The organism is Mucilaginibacter sp. 320_HR, assembly GCF_059691875.1.
Genome location: NZ_JCAWAI010000003.1, coordinates 1 through 15773, shown reverse-complemented (window position 1 = coordinate 15773; position 15773 = coordinate 1). Strand labels below are relative to the sequence as shown.

General features: G+C 43.7%; 26 protein-coding genes. 25 read left to right on the top strand and 1 reads right to left on the bottom strand.

The annotated features are described in order from the left end of the window. Positions 1–32: 32 nt before the first annotated feature. The 25 genes from rplP to AC59GT_RS10530 all read left to right on the top strand — a co-directional run bounded on the left by rplP (position 33) and on the right by AC59GT_RS10530 (position 15124). Positions 33–455: a 50S ribosomal protein L16 gene (gene rplP, locus AC59GT_RS10650; protein ID WP_117383881.1), complete on the top strand. Its 423-nt coding sequence runs from the start codon at positions 33–35 to the stop codon at positions 453–455. Positions 456–529: 74 nt separating this feature from the next. Further along, positions 530–733 carry a 50S ribosomal protein L29 gene (gene rpmC, locus AC59GT_RS10645; protein WP_117383882.1) on the top strand — a complete coding sequence of 68 codons (204 nt, stop codon included), beginning with the start codon at positions 530–532 and terminating at the stop codon, positions 731–733. 21 nt (positions 734–754) lie between these two features. Continuing rightward, complete coding sequence (rpsQ, locus tag AC59GT_RS10640) at positions 755–1009, top strand: 30S ribosomal protein S17 (protein ID WP_008506277.1); 255 nt, start codon at positions 755–757, stop codon at positions 1007–1009. A gap of 1 nt (position 1010) precedes the next feature. Next, on the top strand, positions 1011–1379 hold the full coding sequence (gene rplN, locus AC59GT_RS10635; RefSeq protein WP_073405786.1) for a 50S ribosomal protein L14: 369 nt from the start codon (positions 1011–1013) through the stop codon (positions 1377–1379). 1 nt (position 1380) lies between these two features. Beyond that, positions 1381–1722: a 50S ribosomal protein L24 gene (gene rplX / locus AC59GT_RS10630; protein ID WP_117383883.1), complete on the top strand. Its 342-nt coding sequence runs from the start codon at positions 1381–1383 to the stop codon at positions 1720–1722. Beyond that, positions 1722–2291 (top strand): 50S ribosomal protein L5, encoded by a 570-nt coding sequence (gene rplE / locus AC59GT_RS10625; RefSeq protein ID WP_117383884.1) that lies wholly within the window; start codon positions 1722–1724, stop codon positions 2289–2291. Before rplX ends, rplE begins: the two co-directional genes overlap by 1 nt. Beyond that, positions 2284–2553: a 30S ribosomal protein S14 gene (gene rpsN, locus AC59GT_RS10620; RefSeq protein WP_078347784.1), complete on the top strand. Its 270-nt coding sequence runs from the start codon at positions 2284–2286 to the stop codon at positions 2551–2553. Before rplE ends, rpsN begins: the two co-directional genes overlap by 8 nt. A gap of 154 nt (positions 2554–2707) precedes the next feature. After that, positions 2708–3106, top strand: a complete 399-nt coding sequence (gene rpsH, locus AC59GT_RS10615; RefSeq protein ID WP_497237621.1) for a 30S ribosomal protein S8 — start codon at positions 2708–2710, stop codon at positions 3104–3106. Between the two features lie 15 nt (positions 3107–3121). After that, positions 3122–3679, top strand: a complete 558-nt coding sequence (gene rplF / locus AC59GT_RS10610; protein ID WP_497237620.1) for a 50S ribosomal protein L6 — start codon at positions 3122–3124, stop codon at positions 3677–3679. 5 nt (positions 3680–3684) lie between these two features. Continuing rightward, positions 3685–4029 (top strand): 50S ribosomal protein L18, encoded by a 345-nt coding sequence (gene rplR / locus AC59GT_RS10605; RefSeq protein ID WP_117383887.1) that lies wholly within the window; start codon positions 3685–3687, stop codon positions 4027–4029. Positions 4030–4041: 12 nt separating this feature from the next. Then, positions 4042–4560, top strand: coding sequence for a 30S ribosomal protein S5 (gene rpsE, locus AC59GT_RS10600; RefSeq protein ID WP_117383888.1), 519 nt, complete (start codon positions 4042–4044; stop codon positions 4558–4560). 6 nt (positions 4561–4566) lie between these two features. Then, the gene (gene rpmD / locus AC59GT_RS10595) at positions 4567–4746 is read left to right on the top strand and encodes a 50S ribosomal protein L30 (RefSeq protein WP_497237619.1); all 180 of its coding nucleotides are present in this window, start codon (positions 4567–4569) and stop codon (positions 4744–4746) included. 4 nt (positions 4747–4750) lie between these two features. Beyond that, complete coding sequence (gene rplO / locus AC59GT_RS10590) at positions 4751–5197, top strand: 50S ribosomal protein L15 (RefSeq protein ID WP_117383890.1); 447 nt, start codon at positions 4751–4753, stop codon at positions 5195–5197. A gap of 6 nt (positions 5198–5203) precedes the next feature. Next, on the top strand, positions 5204–6547 hold the full coding sequence (gene secY, locus AC59GT_RS10585) for a preprotein translocase subunit SecY (RefSeq protein WP_497237618.1): 1344 nt from the start codon (positions 5204–5206) through the stop codon (positions 6545–6547). 8 nt (positions 6548–6555) lie between these two features. Further along, positions 6556–7347: a type I methionyl aminopeptidase gene (gene map, locus AC59GT_RS10580; RefSeq protein ID WP_117383892.1), complete on the top strand. Its 792-nt coding sequence runs from the start codon at positions 6556–6558 to the stop codon at positions 7345–7347. 63 nt (positions 7348–7410) lie between these two features. Further along, positions 7411–7629 carry a translation initiation factor IF-1 gene (gene infA, locus AC59GT_RS10575; RefSeq protein WP_022833270.1) on the top strand — a complete coding sequence of 73 codons (219 nt, stop codon included), beginning with the start codon at positions 7411–7413 and terminating at the stop codon, positions 7627–7629. 9 nt (positions 7630–7638) lie between these two features. Further along, on the top strand, positions 7639–7755 hold the full coding sequence (rpmJ, locus tag AC59GT_RS10570; protein WP_074487407.1) for a 50S ribosomal protein L36: 117 nt from the start codon (positions 7639–7641) through the stop codon (positions 7753–7755). Positions 7756–7825: 70 nt separating this feature from the next. Beyond that, positions 7826–8203 carry a 30S ribosomal protein S13 gene (gene rpsM, locus AC59GT_RS10565; protein ID WP_497237617.1) on the top strand — a complete coding sequence of 126 codons (378 nt, stop codon included), beginning with the start codon at positions 7826–7828 and terminating at the stop codon, positions 8201–8203. Between the two features lie 121 nt (positions 8204–8324). Beyond that, positions 8325–8714 carry a 30S ribosomal protein S11 gene (gene rpsK, locus AC59GT_RS10560; protein ID WP_497237616.1) on the top strand — a complete coding sequence of 130 codons (390 nt, stop codon included), beginning with the start codon at positions 8325–8327 and terminating at the stop codon, positions 8712–8714. Positions 8715–8780: 66 nt separating this feature from the next. Then, positions 8781–9389, top strand: coding sequence for a 30S ribosomal protein S4 (rpsD, locus tag AC59GT_RS10555; protein ID WP_117383895.1), 609 nt, complete (start codon positions 8781–8783; stop codon positions 9387–9389). Between the two features lie 96 nt (positions 9390–9485). Then, complete coding sequence (locus AC59GT_RS10550) at positions 9486–10478, top strand: DNA-directed RNA polymerase subunit alpha (protein WP_117383896.1); 993 nt, start codon at positions 9486–9488, stop codon at positions 10476–10478. A gap of 155 nt (positions 10479–10633) precedes the next feature. Further along, positions 10634–11182, top strand: coding sequence for a 50S ribosomal protein L17 (gene rplQ, locus AC59GT_RS10545; RefSeq protein ID WP_497237615.1), 549 nt, complete (start codon positions 10634–10636; stop codon positions 11180–11182). A 161-nt stretch (positions 11183–11343) separates the two neighbouring features. Continuing rightward, the gene (locus AC59GT_RS10540; RefSeq protein ID WP_497237614.1) at positions 11344–13080 is read left to right on the top strand and encodes a thiamine pyrophosphate-dependent enzyme; all 1737 of its coding nucleotides are present in this window, start codon (positions 11344–11346) and stop codon (positions 13078–13080) included. A gap of 85 nt (positions 13081–13165) precedes the next feature. Next, on the top strand, positions 13166–13831 hold the full coding sequence (locus AC59GT_RS10535; RefSeq protein WP_497237613.1) for a phosphatase PAP2 family protein: 666 nt from the start codon (positions 13166–13168) through the stop codon (positions 13829–13831). Positions 13832–13930: 99 nt separating this feature from the next. Then, entirely contained in the window at positions 13931–15124 is a 1194-nt protein-coding gene (locus AC59GT_RS10530; protein WP_497237612.1) for an acetyltransferase domain-containing protein, read from the top strand. 44 nt (positions 15125–15168) lie between these two features. Here the strand turns inward: AC59GT_RS10530 and trxA are convergent, their stop codons facing one another. Beyond that, on the bottom strand, positions 15169–15465 hold the full coding sequence (gene trxA / locus AC59GT_RS10525) for a thioredoxin (protein WP_497237611.1): 297 nt from the start codon (positions 15463–15465) through the stop codon (positions 15169–15171). Positions 15466–15773: the final 308 nt, after the last annotated feature.

The following is a 15773-nucleotide window of genomic DNA, read 5'->3' as shown; positions in this document are numbered from 1 at the left end:
AAATATCTGTGAAGATATAAAAGCTTAAAAAAATGCTACAGCCAAAAAGAACTAAGTTCAGAAAGATGCAAAAGGGCAGGATGAAGGGGTTAGCCACTCGTGGCGCCGAGCTTTCATTCGGATCTTTTGGTATAAAATCACTCGAAGCAGCCTGGATAACCAGCCGCCAGATCGAGGCTGCACGTATTGCTGTAACACGTTTCATGAAACGTGAAGGACAGGTTTGGATCAGGATTTTCCCTGACAAGCCAGTTACTAAGAAACCAGCAGAGGTACGTATGGGTAAAGGTAAAGGTGCTCCCGAGTATTGGGTTGCAGTTGTACGCCCGGGCCGTATGATATTCGAGGCAGAAGGTGTACCACTAGAGGTTGCCAAAGAGGCTTTGCGCCTTGCTGCACAAAAGTTACCTGTGCAAACCAGGTTTGTAACGCGTAGGGATTACGCAGAGGCATAAATAAGTTTGAGGTTTTGAGTAGTGAGTTATGAGAACTCAGCACTCAGAACTCAGAACTCAAAACTATTAAAGAAATGAAGAACTCAGAAATTATAGGGCTTACGACTGAAGAATTGACAGCAAAGCTCAGCGAGGAGAAAACAACGCTCACTAAACTGAAATTTGCTCATGCAGTTTCGGCTATTGAAAATCCGAGCCGTATTACAAAAGTGCGCAAGGAGATTGCTCGTTTAAATACTGAAATAACAAAGCGCAAAGCGGCGTCAGCTTCTAATTAATTTTAAGCGTCGGAGGAAACAATGGAAAGAAATTTAAGAAAAACGCGTACCGGCCTGGTAGTAAGCAATAAGATGGAGAAATCTATTGTGGTTGCCGTTGAGCGTAAGGTGAAACACCCTATTTACGGTAAGTTCGTAAAGAAAACTACCAAATTTATGGCTCATGACGAAACCAATACCTGTGGCATTGGCGATACCGTATTGATTATGGAAACCCGCCCGCTGAGCAAGAGCAAAAACTGGAGATTAGTTCAAATTTTAGAAAGGGCTAAATAACATGGTACAGCAAGAGTCAAGATTAAATGTAGCCGATAACAGCGGAGCTAAAGAAGTTTTAGTTATTCGCGTATTAGGCGGTACCGGTAAGCGTTACGCTTCTATCGGTGATAAAATAGTTGTTACCGTAAAGAGCGCCTTACCATCAGGTAACGTTAAAAAGGGTACTGTATCAAAAGCAGTAGTAGTACGCACCAAGAAAGAGATTCGCAGGAAAGATGGTTCGTATATCCGTTTTGACGATAATGCAGCCGTGTTGTTGAACAACCAGGATGAGCCAAGGGGCACACGTATTTTCGGCCCAGTTGCAAGGGAATTACGTGAAAAACAATTTATGAAAATTGTATCATTAGCACCGGAGGTATTATAATATGGAAAAGAAAGTAACAAAACCAGCCAAATTAAAGCTTCGTAAGGGCGATTTGGTACAGGTGATAGCCGGTGACGCCAAAGGCTCACAAGGCAAGATCGCTGAGGTGATCATTGATAAAAACCGCGCTATTGTAGAAGGCGTTAACATGGTATCTAAACACACCAAACCTAACGCTGCTAATCCTAACGGTGGTATTGTAAAGCAGGAAGCTGCCATACACATTTCTAACCTTGCGCTGGTTGAACCTAAAACAGGCAAAACTACCCGTGTTGGCCGTAAATTAAACGACGCCGGCAAATTAGTAAGGGTATCTAAAAAATCAGGGGAGGAAATTAAGTAATGGCCTACGTACCACGTTTAAAATCAAAATACAAAGAGGAGATCCGCACCGCTTTAAAGGACAAGTTCCAATACAAAAGCGTAATGCAGGTTCCTAAATTAGAAAAGATCGCTATCAACCAGGGTGTTGGCGGTGCTACTACCGATAAAAAACTTATCGAGAACACCATCACTGAGCTAACTACCATTACTGGTCAACAAGCGGTTGCTTCGAAATCTAAAAAGGATATTTCTAACTTCAAATTACGTAAGAACATGCCAATCGGCGTTCGTGTAACATTACGTGATAACACCATGTATGAGTTCCTGGACCGCTTGATCGCTGTCGCCCTGCCACGTATCCGTGACTTCAAAGGCATCAACGATAAAGGTTTCGACGGCCGCGGTAACTATACTTTAGGTATATCTGAGCAGATCATCTTCCCTGAGATCAACATCGATAAGATCAACAAGATCCAGGGTATGGATATCACCTTTGTAACCTCTGCTACCAACGATGTTGAAGCATTAGAGTTACTTAAGCAATTTGGTTTACCATTTAAAAATCAAACTCCAACTAACAATGGCTAAAGAAGGCGTAAAGGCTCGTGAAGTAAAACGTGCCAAATTAGTAGCAAAATATGCTGAGAAAAGGGCAGCCCTTAAAGCAGCCGGAGACTACGTAGCGTTAGACGCATTACCAAAAGCATCATCACCGGTGAAATTGCACAACCGTTGCAAACTAACCGGCCGCCCACGTGGTTACATGCGCCAGTTTGGAATCTCTCGTGTTACTTTCCGTGAGATGGCACTTGCCGGTAAGATCCCGGGAGTGAAAAAAGCAAGCTGGTAAGCAGCAAATAAAGATCTGAGTTTAAATTCAAAACATACTTCGGTAAGTTTTGAATTTTTTCGTAATTTCGCGGCTCGATTTTTACACAACGAATTAACAGATGGAAGGTCGCCCGGAGGTCCGGGAAGGAAACCGCCATCACTAACAATAAATAATGAATACAGATCCAATCGCAGATTATCTTACTCGAGTAAGGAATGCTATTAAAGCCAACCATAGGGTTGTTGAAATTCCTGCATCAAATCTGAAAAAGGAAATCACTAAAGTGCTTTTCGAAAAAGGTTACATTGCTAATTACAAGTTTGAGGACAACGGCCCTCAAGGCATCATCAAGATTGCTTTGAAGTACCACCCAATCACTAAAGTTCCTGCTATCCGCAGCGTATCACGTATTAGTAAACCAGGTTTGAGGAAATACGCTGGCATGGATACCCTGCCGCGTGTGTTAAATGGTTTAGGTATCGCTATCCTGTCCACTTCTAAAGGTGTTATGACCGACAAAGAAGCCCGTGTACAGAATGTAGGTGGCGAAGTTTTATGCTACGTTTATTAATAGGAGGAAAAAGCAATGTCAAGAATAGGAAAAGCACCTATAGCACTAACCGGCGGAGCCACCGTTACCGTGTCTGCAGATAATGTAGTTACTGTAAAGGGCCCAAAAGGCGAGTTGCACCAGGCTGTTGATAAAGATATCACCATAGAGCAGGCCGATGGCCAGTTACTGGTTAAACGCCCAACCGATCAAAAACGCCACAAAGCGCTTCACGGTTTGTACCGCGCATTACTAAACAACATGGTAATTGGCGTAACCGAAGGCTACAAAGTTCAGCAAGAGCTTGTAGGTGTGGGTTACCGCGCAACTAACACCGGTAATACATTAGACTTAGTGTTGGGTTATTCTCACCACTATGTGTTTGAATTACCACAGGAAATTAAAGTTACAACTACTGCTGATAAGGGTAAGAACCCAACCATCATCCTGGAGTCTAACGATAAACAATTGATTGGCCAGGTAGCGGCAAAGATCCGTTCACTGCGTACACCAGAGCCTTACAAAGGTAAAGGTATCAAGTTTGTTGGCGAAGTATTGAGAAGAAAAGCAGGTAAATCAGCATCTAAAAAATAATCGTCATGAAATTATCAAGAAGAGACAGGATTAAAAAAGGCATTCGTAAACGCCTTTCAGGATCAGCAGCCCGCCCACGCTTATCTGTTTACAGGAGCAATAAAGGCATCTACGCGCAAATTATTGACGATGTATCAGGTAAAACTTTAGTATCAGCATCATCTCTGTCAAAAGAGTTTACCGCTGATGGTAACAAAAGCGATCAATCTACAGCAGTAGGCAAGCTGGTAGCCGAAAAAGCTATTGCAGCAGGCATTAAAGATGTAGTGTTCGACAGGAATGGTTACCTGTACCACGGCCGTGTTAAATCATTGGCAGAAGGTGCACGTGAGGCTGGTTTAAACTTTTAATCGAAAACAGAAATGTCAACAATCAACATAAAGAGAGTAAAATCCAGCGAGATCGAATTAAAAGATCGCCTGGTAAGCATACAGCGTGTAGCCAAAGTAACCAAAGGTGGCCGTACATTCAGCTTTTCTGCTATCGTAGTAGTAGGTGATGAGAACGGTGTTGTAGGTTACGGTTTGGGTAAAGCGAAAGAGGTTACCGAAGCTATTGCTAAAGGTATTGATGATGCTAAAAAGAACCTTGTTAAGGTTCCGATTATTAACAGCACTATCCCTCACGATCAGATCGGTAAGTTCAGCGGTGGTTTTGTTTATATTAAACCAGCAGCTAACGGTACCGGTGTAATTGCAGGTGGTGCGATGCGCGCAGTATTAGAAAGTGCCGGCGTACACAACGTATTGGCAAAATCAAAAGGCTCATCAAACCCGCACAACGTGGTTAAGGCTACCGTATCTGCATTGTCGCAGCTGCGTGATGCTCATACAGTTGCTCAACAGCGTGGTATCAGTTTAGGTAAAGTATTTAACGGATAATCAGTCATGTCGAAAATTAAAATAACACAAGTAAAAAGCGTTATCGACAGAAGCGAGCGCCAAAAGAAAACTGTTGAGGCATTAGGCCTTAAAAAAATTAACCACAGTGTGGAAGTTGAAGCCACTGCAGCTATTATAGGTATGGTGAAGAAAGTGAACCACCTGGTAGCAGTAGAAAATATCTAATATCATGAACTTAAGTAATCTTAAACCTGCAGAAGGTTCTACCAAGAATAAAAAACGTATTGGCCGTGGTACAGGTAGCGGCCGTGGCGGTACATCAACACGTGGCCACAAAGGTGCGGGTTCACGCTCTGGTACCAGCTCTAAAGTTGGTTTCGAAGGTGGCCAAATGCCATTGCAGCGCCGTGTACCTAAGGTGGGCTTTAAAAACCCTAACCGTGTAGAGTACGTTGGTGTTAACCTTGATGTGCTGCAGGCATTAACCGAAAAATACTCTCTAGAGGCGGTTGATTTTGCAACATTGAAAGAGCACGGCTTAGCGTCTCGTAATGACCTGATCAAAATCCTAGGTCGTGGCGAACTGAAAGCTAAATTAAATGTAACTGCACACGCGTTTACTGCTACTGCACAAAAAGCTATTGAAGCAGCCGGCGGCACTATCGTTAAGCTATAATTTCCGATGAAGAAATTTTTCACCACATTATCCAATATCTGGAAAATTGAGGATCTAAGAGTGCGTATCACAAACACACTCTTATTTCTTTTGATATACCGAGTTGGTTCGTTTATCATTTTGCCGGGTGTAAATGCGGCCTCTGTTCAAAGCGGCAAAGCCAAAGAAGGCATTGTTGGTTTATTGAACATGTTTGCGGGCGGTTCGTTCTCACGTTCGTCCATTTTTGCATTAGGTGTAATGCCCTACATTTCTGCATCTATCGTAGTGCAGCTGTTGGGTATAGCAGTGCCTTATTTCACCAAAATGCAAAAAGAGGGTGAAAGCGGCCGTAACAAGCTAAACCAGTGGACACGTTACCTAACAATAGGTATCACTGCTTTACAGGCTATCGGTTACCTTAAATCTCAGGTCAGTCCTGATGCTATGCTTATTGGCAACCCATGGTTCCTGGTACTAAACACGTTTGTGTTAACAGCAGGTACATTGTTTGTAATGTGGCTTGGCGAGAAGATTACCGACAAAGGCATTGGTAACGGTATATCACTCATCATTATGGTGGGTATCATTGCACAGCTTCCAGCTGCGTTTGCAACTGAATTTCAGTCGCGCACAGGCGGTCCCGGTGGTTTGATCACCTTCATTGTGGAAATTGTGGCATTATTAGGTGTAGTAATGTTTACCATACTTATTGTACAGGGTACCCGCAAAATTGCGGTACAATATGCAAAACGTATAGTAGGCAATAAGCAATACGGTGGCGTACGCCAGTATATCCCTCTAAAGGTGAATGCTGCTGGTGTAATGCCTATCATCTTCGCTCAGGCGCTGATGTTTATACCTACTACTGTTGCTCAATTCTTCCCAAATGCGGCTTCAAACGGTATTTTAATATCATTGTCAAATTACAATTCATGGCAGCACAACCTGGTGTTTGCTATCCTTATCATATTGTTCACTTACTTCTATACAGCTATTACTGTAAACCCGAAGCAAATGAGCGACGATATGAAAAAGAATGGCGGCTTTATACCAGGTGTTGCACCAGGCATCGCAACTACCAACTTTATTGACGAGGTTATCTCTAAGATCACCCTGCCAGGCTCTATCTTCCTAGCTATTGTAGCTATCATACCGGCAATTGCCAGCATGGTAGGTGTTAGCAGCCTGTTTGCAAGGTTCTTTGGTGGTACATCCCTCATCATCCTTGTAGGTGTTGTGTTAGATACTTTACAGCAGATAGAAAGCCACTTGTTAATGCGTCACTACGACGGATTAATGAAGACCGGCCGTATTAAAGGTCGTTCAAGCGTGCCTACTGCTGCAGGTGCTACGCCGCCAGCCATCTAAAATAAAACATGTCAAAGATCATTTATAAGTCTGTCGAAGAGATAGAACTAATAAGAGAAAGTTCTTTACTTGTTTCCAAGACACACGGGGAAATAGCTAAGGTTATAGGCCCCGGTGTTACTACCCTCGAGCTTAATAAACTTGCCGAAACCTTTATCCGCGACAACGGCGGGGTTCCGGCATTTTTAAATTATAACGGCTTCCCTTACTCTCTTTGCATATCGCTTAATGATCAGGTAGTACATGGTTTCCCCAGCAAACACGAGTTGCGCGAGGGGGACTTGGTATCTGTTGATTGTGGCGTTATCCTTCACAAGTACTATGGCGATTCAGCTTTTACCTTCGCTATTGGTGAAGTAGATGAGCTAACCCAGAAACTTATGCGCGTAACCCGGGAATGTTTAGACCTGGGTGTAGAGAAGGCAGTAGTTGGTATGCGCATCGGCGACATTGGTCATGCGGTACAACAACATGCCGAAAAGAACGGCTTCGGTGTAGTTAAAGAGCTTGTTGGCCATGGTGTAGGTACACGCCTTCACGAAAAGCCGGAGGTGCCGAACTACGGTAAGCGCGGCAGCGGTACTAAACTGGAAGAAGGTATGGTAATAGCTATCGAGCCTATGATAAATGCCGGCAGGGCAGGTGTTAAGTTTTGGGATGATGGCTGGACGGTATCTACTGTCGACAAAAAGCCATCAGCCCATTACGAGCATACGGTAGCTGTAAAGAGGGGCAAGGCCGATGTTTTATCAACGTTTTCATACATTGATAAAGTTTTAGAAGAAAAAAATAAAAATTAAAATTTTTTTGTTAATTTTGCATCCCGGTTTTGGGGCGGATAATCAAGTAATAATCAATAAAATATGGCTAAACAATCATCGATCGAGCAAGACGGCACAATTCGGGAAGCGTTGTCTAACGCAATGTTCAGGGTTGAGTTGGAGAACGGTCATGAGATAATTGCACATATATCCGGTAAAATGCGGATGCACTACATCAAAATTCTTCCTGGTGACAGGGTAAAGTTGGAGATGAGCCCGTATGACCTTACAAAAGGAAGAATAACCTACAGATATAAATAAAAACGAGAGATGAAAGTTAGAGCATCCATTAAAAAACGCAGCGCTGATTGCAAGATCATTCGCCGTAACGGGAAACTTTACGTGATCAACAAAAAGAATCCTAAGTACAAACAGCGTCAGGGATAATTACAAAGCACTTGTAACGATTCGTACAACGGTAGCCGCCGTTCGGTCGTTTACTTAAAAACAAACAAATATGGCAAGGATCTCCGGTATTGATTTACCAAAGAACAAAAGAGGTGTAATAGGTTTAACTTACATCTACGGCATTGGCCGCTCTACTGCAGAAGAAATTTTGAAGCAAGCTGGCATTGATGAGAGCGTTAAGGTACAGGAATGGTCTGATGACCAGTTAACTGCTATCCGTACAATCATCAACGATCAGGTAAAAGTTGAAGGTGCTTTACGTTCAGAAGTTCAGCTGAACATCAAACGTTTGATGGATATAGGTTGCTATCGTGGTACCCGTCACCGTAAAGGTTTACCTCTGCGTGGTCAGCGTACTAAGAACAACTCACGTACCCGTAAAGGTAAACGTAAGACAGTTGCTAACAAGAAAAAAGCTACTAAATAGTAATTGATTAATGGCAATGGGCAGCGATGCTCATTTGCTGTTAGGACTATATTAACATTAACAATTACGGGTCTTGGTTATGCAGTAGCCTAATAATCCGTAAGCAACATTAAAAAACAAAATGGCTAAAGCTAAAAAAGTTACCAAAAAGCGTATAGTTGTTGTAGAGTCAGTAGGCGAAGCACACATCAACGCTACCTTTAACAACATCATTATCACCCTTACCAACAAAAGCGGCCAGGCTGTTTCATGGTCGTCAGCTGGTAAAATGGGTTTCAAAGGTTCTAAAAAGAACACTCCTTACGCTGCCGGTCAGGCTGCTGCCGATTGCGGTAAAGCTGCTTATGACTTAGGCTTACGTAAAGTTGAGGTATTTGTTAAAGGCCCGGGTTCAGGCCGCGAGTCTGCTATCCGTACCCTGCAAACAACAGGTATCGAGGTAACTACTATAAAGGACATCACCCCGCTTCCTCACAACGGTTGCCGTCCATCAAAACGCAGAAGAGTTTAATTCACACTATTTTTAAAGCTAAGATTCGGCAGCTGCGGGCTGCTTGATACTTTAAAACACACAACAATGGCAAGATATACAGGCCCAAAATCAAGAATTGCGCGTAGGTTCCGCGAACCAATCTTCGGTCCGGACAAAGCGCTGGAAAGAAAAAACTATGGCCCTGGTATGCATGGCGCTTCTAAAAGAAGAGGAAAGCAATCAGAGTACGCTGTACAGTTAATGGAAAAACAAAAGGTAAAATACACTTACGGTGTATTAGAGCGTCAGTTCGAGAACCTTTTCCACACTGCATCAGCTAAAGAAGGTATTACCGGTGAAAACCTGCTTAAATTTTTGGAAGCACGTTTAGATAACGCTGTTTACCGTTTAGGCATCGCTCCAACACGTTCAGGCGCACGCCAGTTGGTTGGTCACAAACACATCACCGTTAACGGCGAAGTGGTAAACATTGCATCATACCAGCTTAGGGCAGGTGATGTAATAGCCGTACGCGAAAAGTCAAAATCTCTTGAAGCTATTACCAATTCGGTAGCTGGCCGCAAGATTAATAAATACAGCTGGTTAGAATGGGATGCCGCTAACTTAACAGGCAAATTCCTTAACTATCCTAATCGCGATGAGATCCCTGAGAACATCAAGGAAAACCTTATCGTCGAGTTGTACTCAAAATAATAACGATATTTTTCTGCGGAATGATCGGCATTATATGTCGATCATTTTCGCGGTTAAAGTCAATCCAATTAAGTAAACAATAAACAAAAGATATAAATGGCAATTTTAGCATTTCAAAAACCAGACAAGGTTATCATGCAGAAATCAAATGATTTTGATGGCACGTTTGAATTTCGTCCGTTAGAACCAGGATTCGGTATAACCATTGGTAATGCTCTGCGTCGTATCTTACTTTCTTCATTAGAAGGTTACGCCATCACATCTGTACGTATTTCAGGTGTTTTGCATGAGTTTTCTACCATCAAAGGTGTGGTTGAAGACATGACCGAGATCATCCTAAACTTAAAGCAGGTTCGCTTTAAAAGATCAGGTGAAACCAGCGATAATGAGAAGGTATTTGTAATCATTAGCGGTCAGGATGCTTTCAAAGCCGGTGATATCACCAAGTTTTCCAACAACTTTGACGTGCTGAACCCTGAGCTGGTAATTTGCAACATGGACCCTTCAGTTACGCTTGAAGTTGAGCTTACTGTTGCTAAAGGCCGTGGCTATATTGCAAGCGAAGAGAACAAAAATCCTGATGCTAACGTAGGTGTAATAGCTATCGACTCTATCTTCACCCCGATAAAGAACGTTAAGTATACATTGGAAAACTATCGTGTAGAACAGAAGACGGATTATGAAAAACTGATCCTTGACATTTCTACAGATGGTTCCATCCACCCTGAAGACGCGCTTAAGCAAGCTGCTAAGATCCTTATTCAGCACTTCATGCTGTTCTCTGATGAGAACATGATGCTTGAAGCACAGGCTAAAGAAGAAACCAAAGAGGTTGACGAAGAAATCCTGCACATGCGTAAGATCCTTAAAACCGAATTGGTTGATCTTGACCTGAGCGTACGTGCTCTTAACTGCTTAAAAGCTGCTGACATCCGCAGCCTGGCTGACTTAGTATCTTACGATGTTGCCGACATGCTTAAGTTCAGGAACTTCGGTAAAAAATCACTAACTGAGATCCAGGACCTGGTTAAATCAAAAGGCTTATCTTTTGGTATGAACCTGGCCAAGTTTAAACTGGACGAAGAATAAAAAGATATAAGAGTCAAGAATCAAGAGTCAGGACAAAATCTTGAATCTTAGTTCTTGACTCTTGATTCTAACTATAAACAATTCGCGTAATTCCGAGGGCTTGACGATAAAACGCCGCCCAACGGTATGCACGTGCCACTAACAACAAAAAAACAATGAGACACGGTAAAAAAGTAAACCACTTAGGCCGCACTGACAGCCACCGCAAAGCGATGCTGGCTAACATGGCCTCTTCACTTATCCTGCACAAACGCATTACTACTACGCTTGCAAAAGCTAAAGCACTGCGTGTGTATGTTGAGCCACTTGTAACAAAATCAAAAAACGATACTACGCACTCTCGCCGTACCGTATTCAGCTACCTGCAGGATAAGGACACCGTGAACATCTTGTTCCGCGAAGTTGCTGAGAAAGTTGCTAACCGCCCTGGTGGTTACACGCGTATTGTGAAGTTAGAAAACCGTTTAGGTGACAACGCCGAAATGGCGATCATTGAGTTGGTTGATTACAACACTGTATACGGTAAAGATACTGCTGCTGCAACTGCTAAGAAATCACGTCGTCGTGGTGGTTCTGGTAAAGCTAAAGCTGCTGCTGAAGTTGAAACTGCACCGGTTGCTGAAGCAGCTCCGGCTGTTGAAGAAGCACCTGCTACTCCGGAAGCACCCGCTGCTAACGAAGAGAACGCAGAAAAAGGAGAGTAATCTCTCTTTTAATATCATTAAGAACGGCTTCCAATTTGGAAGCCGTTCTTGTTTTAATCCTTTTACTGCCGCTATAAAGCTAACATACGCAAAGCTAATTACTAATATTTAAAACCCCTGCCACCCTGTGAGGTTTAGTAGTAAACGAAACAGAAAACAAAATGGCGAACGTAGCAGATCAACTGGTAGAAATGCTGGTGAAGGCAGGAGTGAAGAGGATATATGCGGTTACAGGCGACAGTTTAAACCAGGTGAACGATGCCGTACGGCGCGAGGGCAGCATACAGTGGGTGCATGTCAGGCATGAGGAAGCGGGTGCCTACGCGGCCGGTGCCGAGGCACAGCTTACTGGTAACATAGCCTGCTGTGCAGGTAGCAGCGGCCCTGGCCATGTACACCTAATAAATGGCTTGTACGATGCGCACCGGTCCGGCGCGCCGGTTATAGCAATAGCTTCCACCGTGTCGAGCTATGAGTATGGTACCGAGTACTTCCAGGAAACCAACACAATAAAGCTATTTGACGATTGCAGCTATTTTAACCACATAGCTACCACAGCTAAACAGATGCCACGCATGCTGCAAACTGCTATACAAACGGCTATACACCGTAAAGGTGTTGCGGTGCTGGGCTTGCCTGGCGATGTAACTGAGTTAGATGCAGAAGAATCGTTAACATCCGACGAAAACTACTACCCTGTGCCTGTGATAAGGCCATCTGATGCTGACCTGCAATCACTTGCAGCTATGCTGGAAGGACACAAGCGAATAACCATTTTTTGCGGGATAGGTGCAGCTGACGCGCATGACGAAGTGGTGCAGCTCTCACAATTGCTAAATGCGCCTGTAGCATACTCTTTCCGAGCAAAAATGGATATCCAGTATGATAATCCTAATGAAGTAGGCATGACCGGACTATTGGGTTTACCATCCGGTTATCATAGCATGCATGAGTCGGACCTGCTGCTTCTGCTGGGTACAGATTTTCCGTACACCCAGTTCATGCCTACCGATTGCAAGATTGTACAGGTGGATACAAAGCCCGAACGTATTGGCCGCCGTGCCAAGGTAGATGTAGGTTTATGCGGGTCTATAAAAGACACTTTGCAGGCATTGCTGCCTATTGTAAAGCAAAATACCGACGATAGCTTTTTAAAGGCTCAACTGGACTTTTATGCTGAGGTAAAGAAGAACATGCGGATCTACGTAGATGACGCAGGGAAGAAGGAAAACATGCACCCTGAGTTTATATCTACCCTGATTGACGAGTTGGCTGCCGAGGACGCCATTTTTACTGTTGATACCGGTATGTCGTGCGTGTGGGGAGCACGTTATATAAATGCTACAGGCAAGCGTAAAATGATTGGCTCGTTTAATCATGGCTCAATGGCTAACGCTATGCCGCAGGCAATAGGTGCAGCTTTGGCCTTCCCTGGCAGGCAGGTTATAGCGCTTTGCGGCGATGGTGGCCTAAGCATGCTGTTGGGCGACCTGGCAACTATTACACAGTATAATTTGCCGGTAAAGATCATCGTATTCAATAATCGTTCGCTTGGAATGGTAAAGCTGGAAATGGAAGTGGCTGGCTTACCGGACTGGCAGACTGAGATGCATAATCCGGACTTTGCCATGGTTGCAAAAGCAATGGGCATGAAGGGCATTACTGTTAAAGACCCCGAAGAGGCGAAGCAGGCACTGCGTGAAGCGCTGATGTATAACGGGCCTGCTCTGGTAAACATCTTCACCGACCCTAACGCCCTTGCCATGCCGCCTAAAGTAGAACTGGGGCAGGTGAAAGGCATGGCACTATCCATGTCAAAATTGATACTTAGCGGCAAGATGGATGAGGTGCTGGATACAGTTAAGTCCAACTACAAACATCTTAAAGATTTAATATAGTAAGTTTAATGCCGGATGAGGGACGCTGCACCTGCTGCGTCCCTCATCCGTTTAAATTGACTTCACAAAAGATTAACTTAGCTAAATGAACACGCGCAGACAGCGAATATTAACCTACGTTCTCATCCTTATCAGCATCGGCTTTATTGCACTTACAATATTAGTAAAGCTGTTCCCGATGTCTGTACTGGATGTCGACTTTTCCAAAGCTGTTCAGCGCCACCAGAACGCGTTCCTGGACGAAGTCATGTACATCGTTAGCTATCCCGGGTATATGCCGCAGTCACCAATCCTTATTGCAGCCACCAGCATTATTTTACTAATATTAAAGTATAAGAAAGCCGCTTTGTATGTCGCGTTAACTGCTCTTGCCGGGTTGATCAGTACCATTATAAAAGCACTGGTAAACCGCGAACGTCCAACCGGTGATATAGTGCGTGTAGTGCTTAAAACAACACAGCAAAGTTTTCCAAGTGGGCACGTCTTGTTCTATGTGATTTTTTTTGGATTCCTGGTGGTATTGATGAACCAGCTCGAGGGTGTCCCAAGGGTGGTGCGCGCTATAGTGACTATTATAAGCTTGCTCATGATATTTCTCATACCACTATCCCGCATATACATGGGTGCGCATTGGTTTACAGATGTTACAGGTGGCTTCCTGCTGGGCCTGTTATGCCTGTACTTGTTGTCGTGGCTGTACTTGCGAAAGCCTGCAAAAAGAGACGAAGCCCCCGTCGCTGAGACAAAATAGGTGGTCTTGTTTACGGGTCAGAATTCTTGGTGCATCATGCTCCCTCTTGATAATGCCGATATATTTTCTGTATCTTCATCTGCATAAACCTTCACAGTAATGAAACCCGCAACAGATGCAGTAAAACAACGGATACAATCAATTGATATCCTACGTGGTGTTATCATGTTAATTATGGCTATTGACCATACCCGCGATTTTCTTCATAAAGGCGGGCAGTTGTATGATGCTACCAATATGGCCACAACTTATCCGGCATTGTTCTTTACCCGTTGGATAACCCATTTTTGTGCTCCTACCTTTGTGTTTTTGAGCGGAGTTTCGGTTTATCTTGCCGGTACACGGCGTACTAAATCAGAGTTAAGCAGCTTTCTCCTAAAGCGTGGCTTATGGCTGATTGTTGTAGAAGTGGTGCTGATGACGTTCGCATTTTCTCTGAATCCATTATTTAATGCAGTTGCTTTGCAGGTGATATGGGCTATAGGGGTAAGCATGATCATATTAGGGCTCCTCATTTGGTTGCCGGTGCGGGTAATTGGCCTTATTGGATTGATCATGATTGTTGGGCACGACTACATAACCACACTAACGCTTACACCCAATAGTACCGAGGAAACAGTAGTAAAGATCCTTTTTACAGCCAGGGGCTTTCTAATACCGTTGAATGCAAATCATTTCATCTTCGATCTTTATGCTATAATTCCGTGGACGGGCGTGATGCTGTTTGGGTATACATTTGGTACACTGTATAAAAGGGAGTATAACCCTGCCAGCCGAAAGCGGTTCCTGCTGTATTGTGGTCTGGCGGTGTTTACGTTGTTTTTAGTACTGCGCTTTGTGAACGGTTACGGAGATCCGGCACCATGGGCGGTACAGAAGAACGGGATATTTACCTTTATGTCTTTCCTAAACGTAAGCAAGTATCCGCCATCATTGATGTATTGTTGTCTGACGTTATCAGCAGGGATGATCGTATTGGCACTTACCGAAAATGCCACCGGTAAGCTGGCCGGCTTCTTTAAGGTTTACGGCAGCGTGCCGTTCTTTTACTATGTATTACATTTCTACCTCATCAGAACGATTACGATAGCAGTGTTCTTTGCTCAAGGGTTCAAAACTTCGCAGATCATAACGCCTAACATGCCATTTCTTTTTGACCCGCCAGGAATGGGTTTTAGCCTTGGAGTAACGTACCTGTGGTGGCTGGGTATCATACTTACACTATACTTCCCGTGCAGGTGGTTCAGCAACTATAAGAAAACCCATAAGCAATGGTGGTTAAGCTACTTGTAACAGCAGCAACTTTACTAAGTAATCTGCTGTAGCCGGCTTTCAGCTTAGATGTATTGGTTTAGCACCTGCTGCAATTGACTGGCTTGCATAACGCCGCTCTGGCGCCATTTACTATGCCCGTTTTGAAACACCATCAAAGTAGGTACGCTTTGTACGTTGTAAGCGCTTGCTGCCGAAGGGTTCTTATCTATGTCTATCTTTATAATGGTGACCTTATCGCCCAGTGCGTCTTTCACCTGTTTTAGTATAGGCGGCATCATTTTACACGGGCCGCACCACTCTGCCGAAAAGTCTACCAATACCGGTTTTTCCGACGCGATTATATCTTTAAAGTTTGCCATGGCATTCTCCCTGGTTAATGTTGTGTGTTACCGGCTGTGTCCGGCAATAGTGTAACAGGTGTATCACAATAAGGTGTTACACCTGTTACACCTTTTTTGCGCCCTATTTTGATAAGTGACTGTATGTTAACTAAATGTGTAAAGTACATGTTTAAACATGTTACACTTTTGCGATTCATGTTACAGTTTTTTGGCTGACCCGTCCTAAAAAAAGTTTACACTATTGATTGCTAATACTGGAATGAATTTACACATTTATTGATAATCCTGATCGTGGTTTATACATTATCCGTCCACAGCCGCCTCCA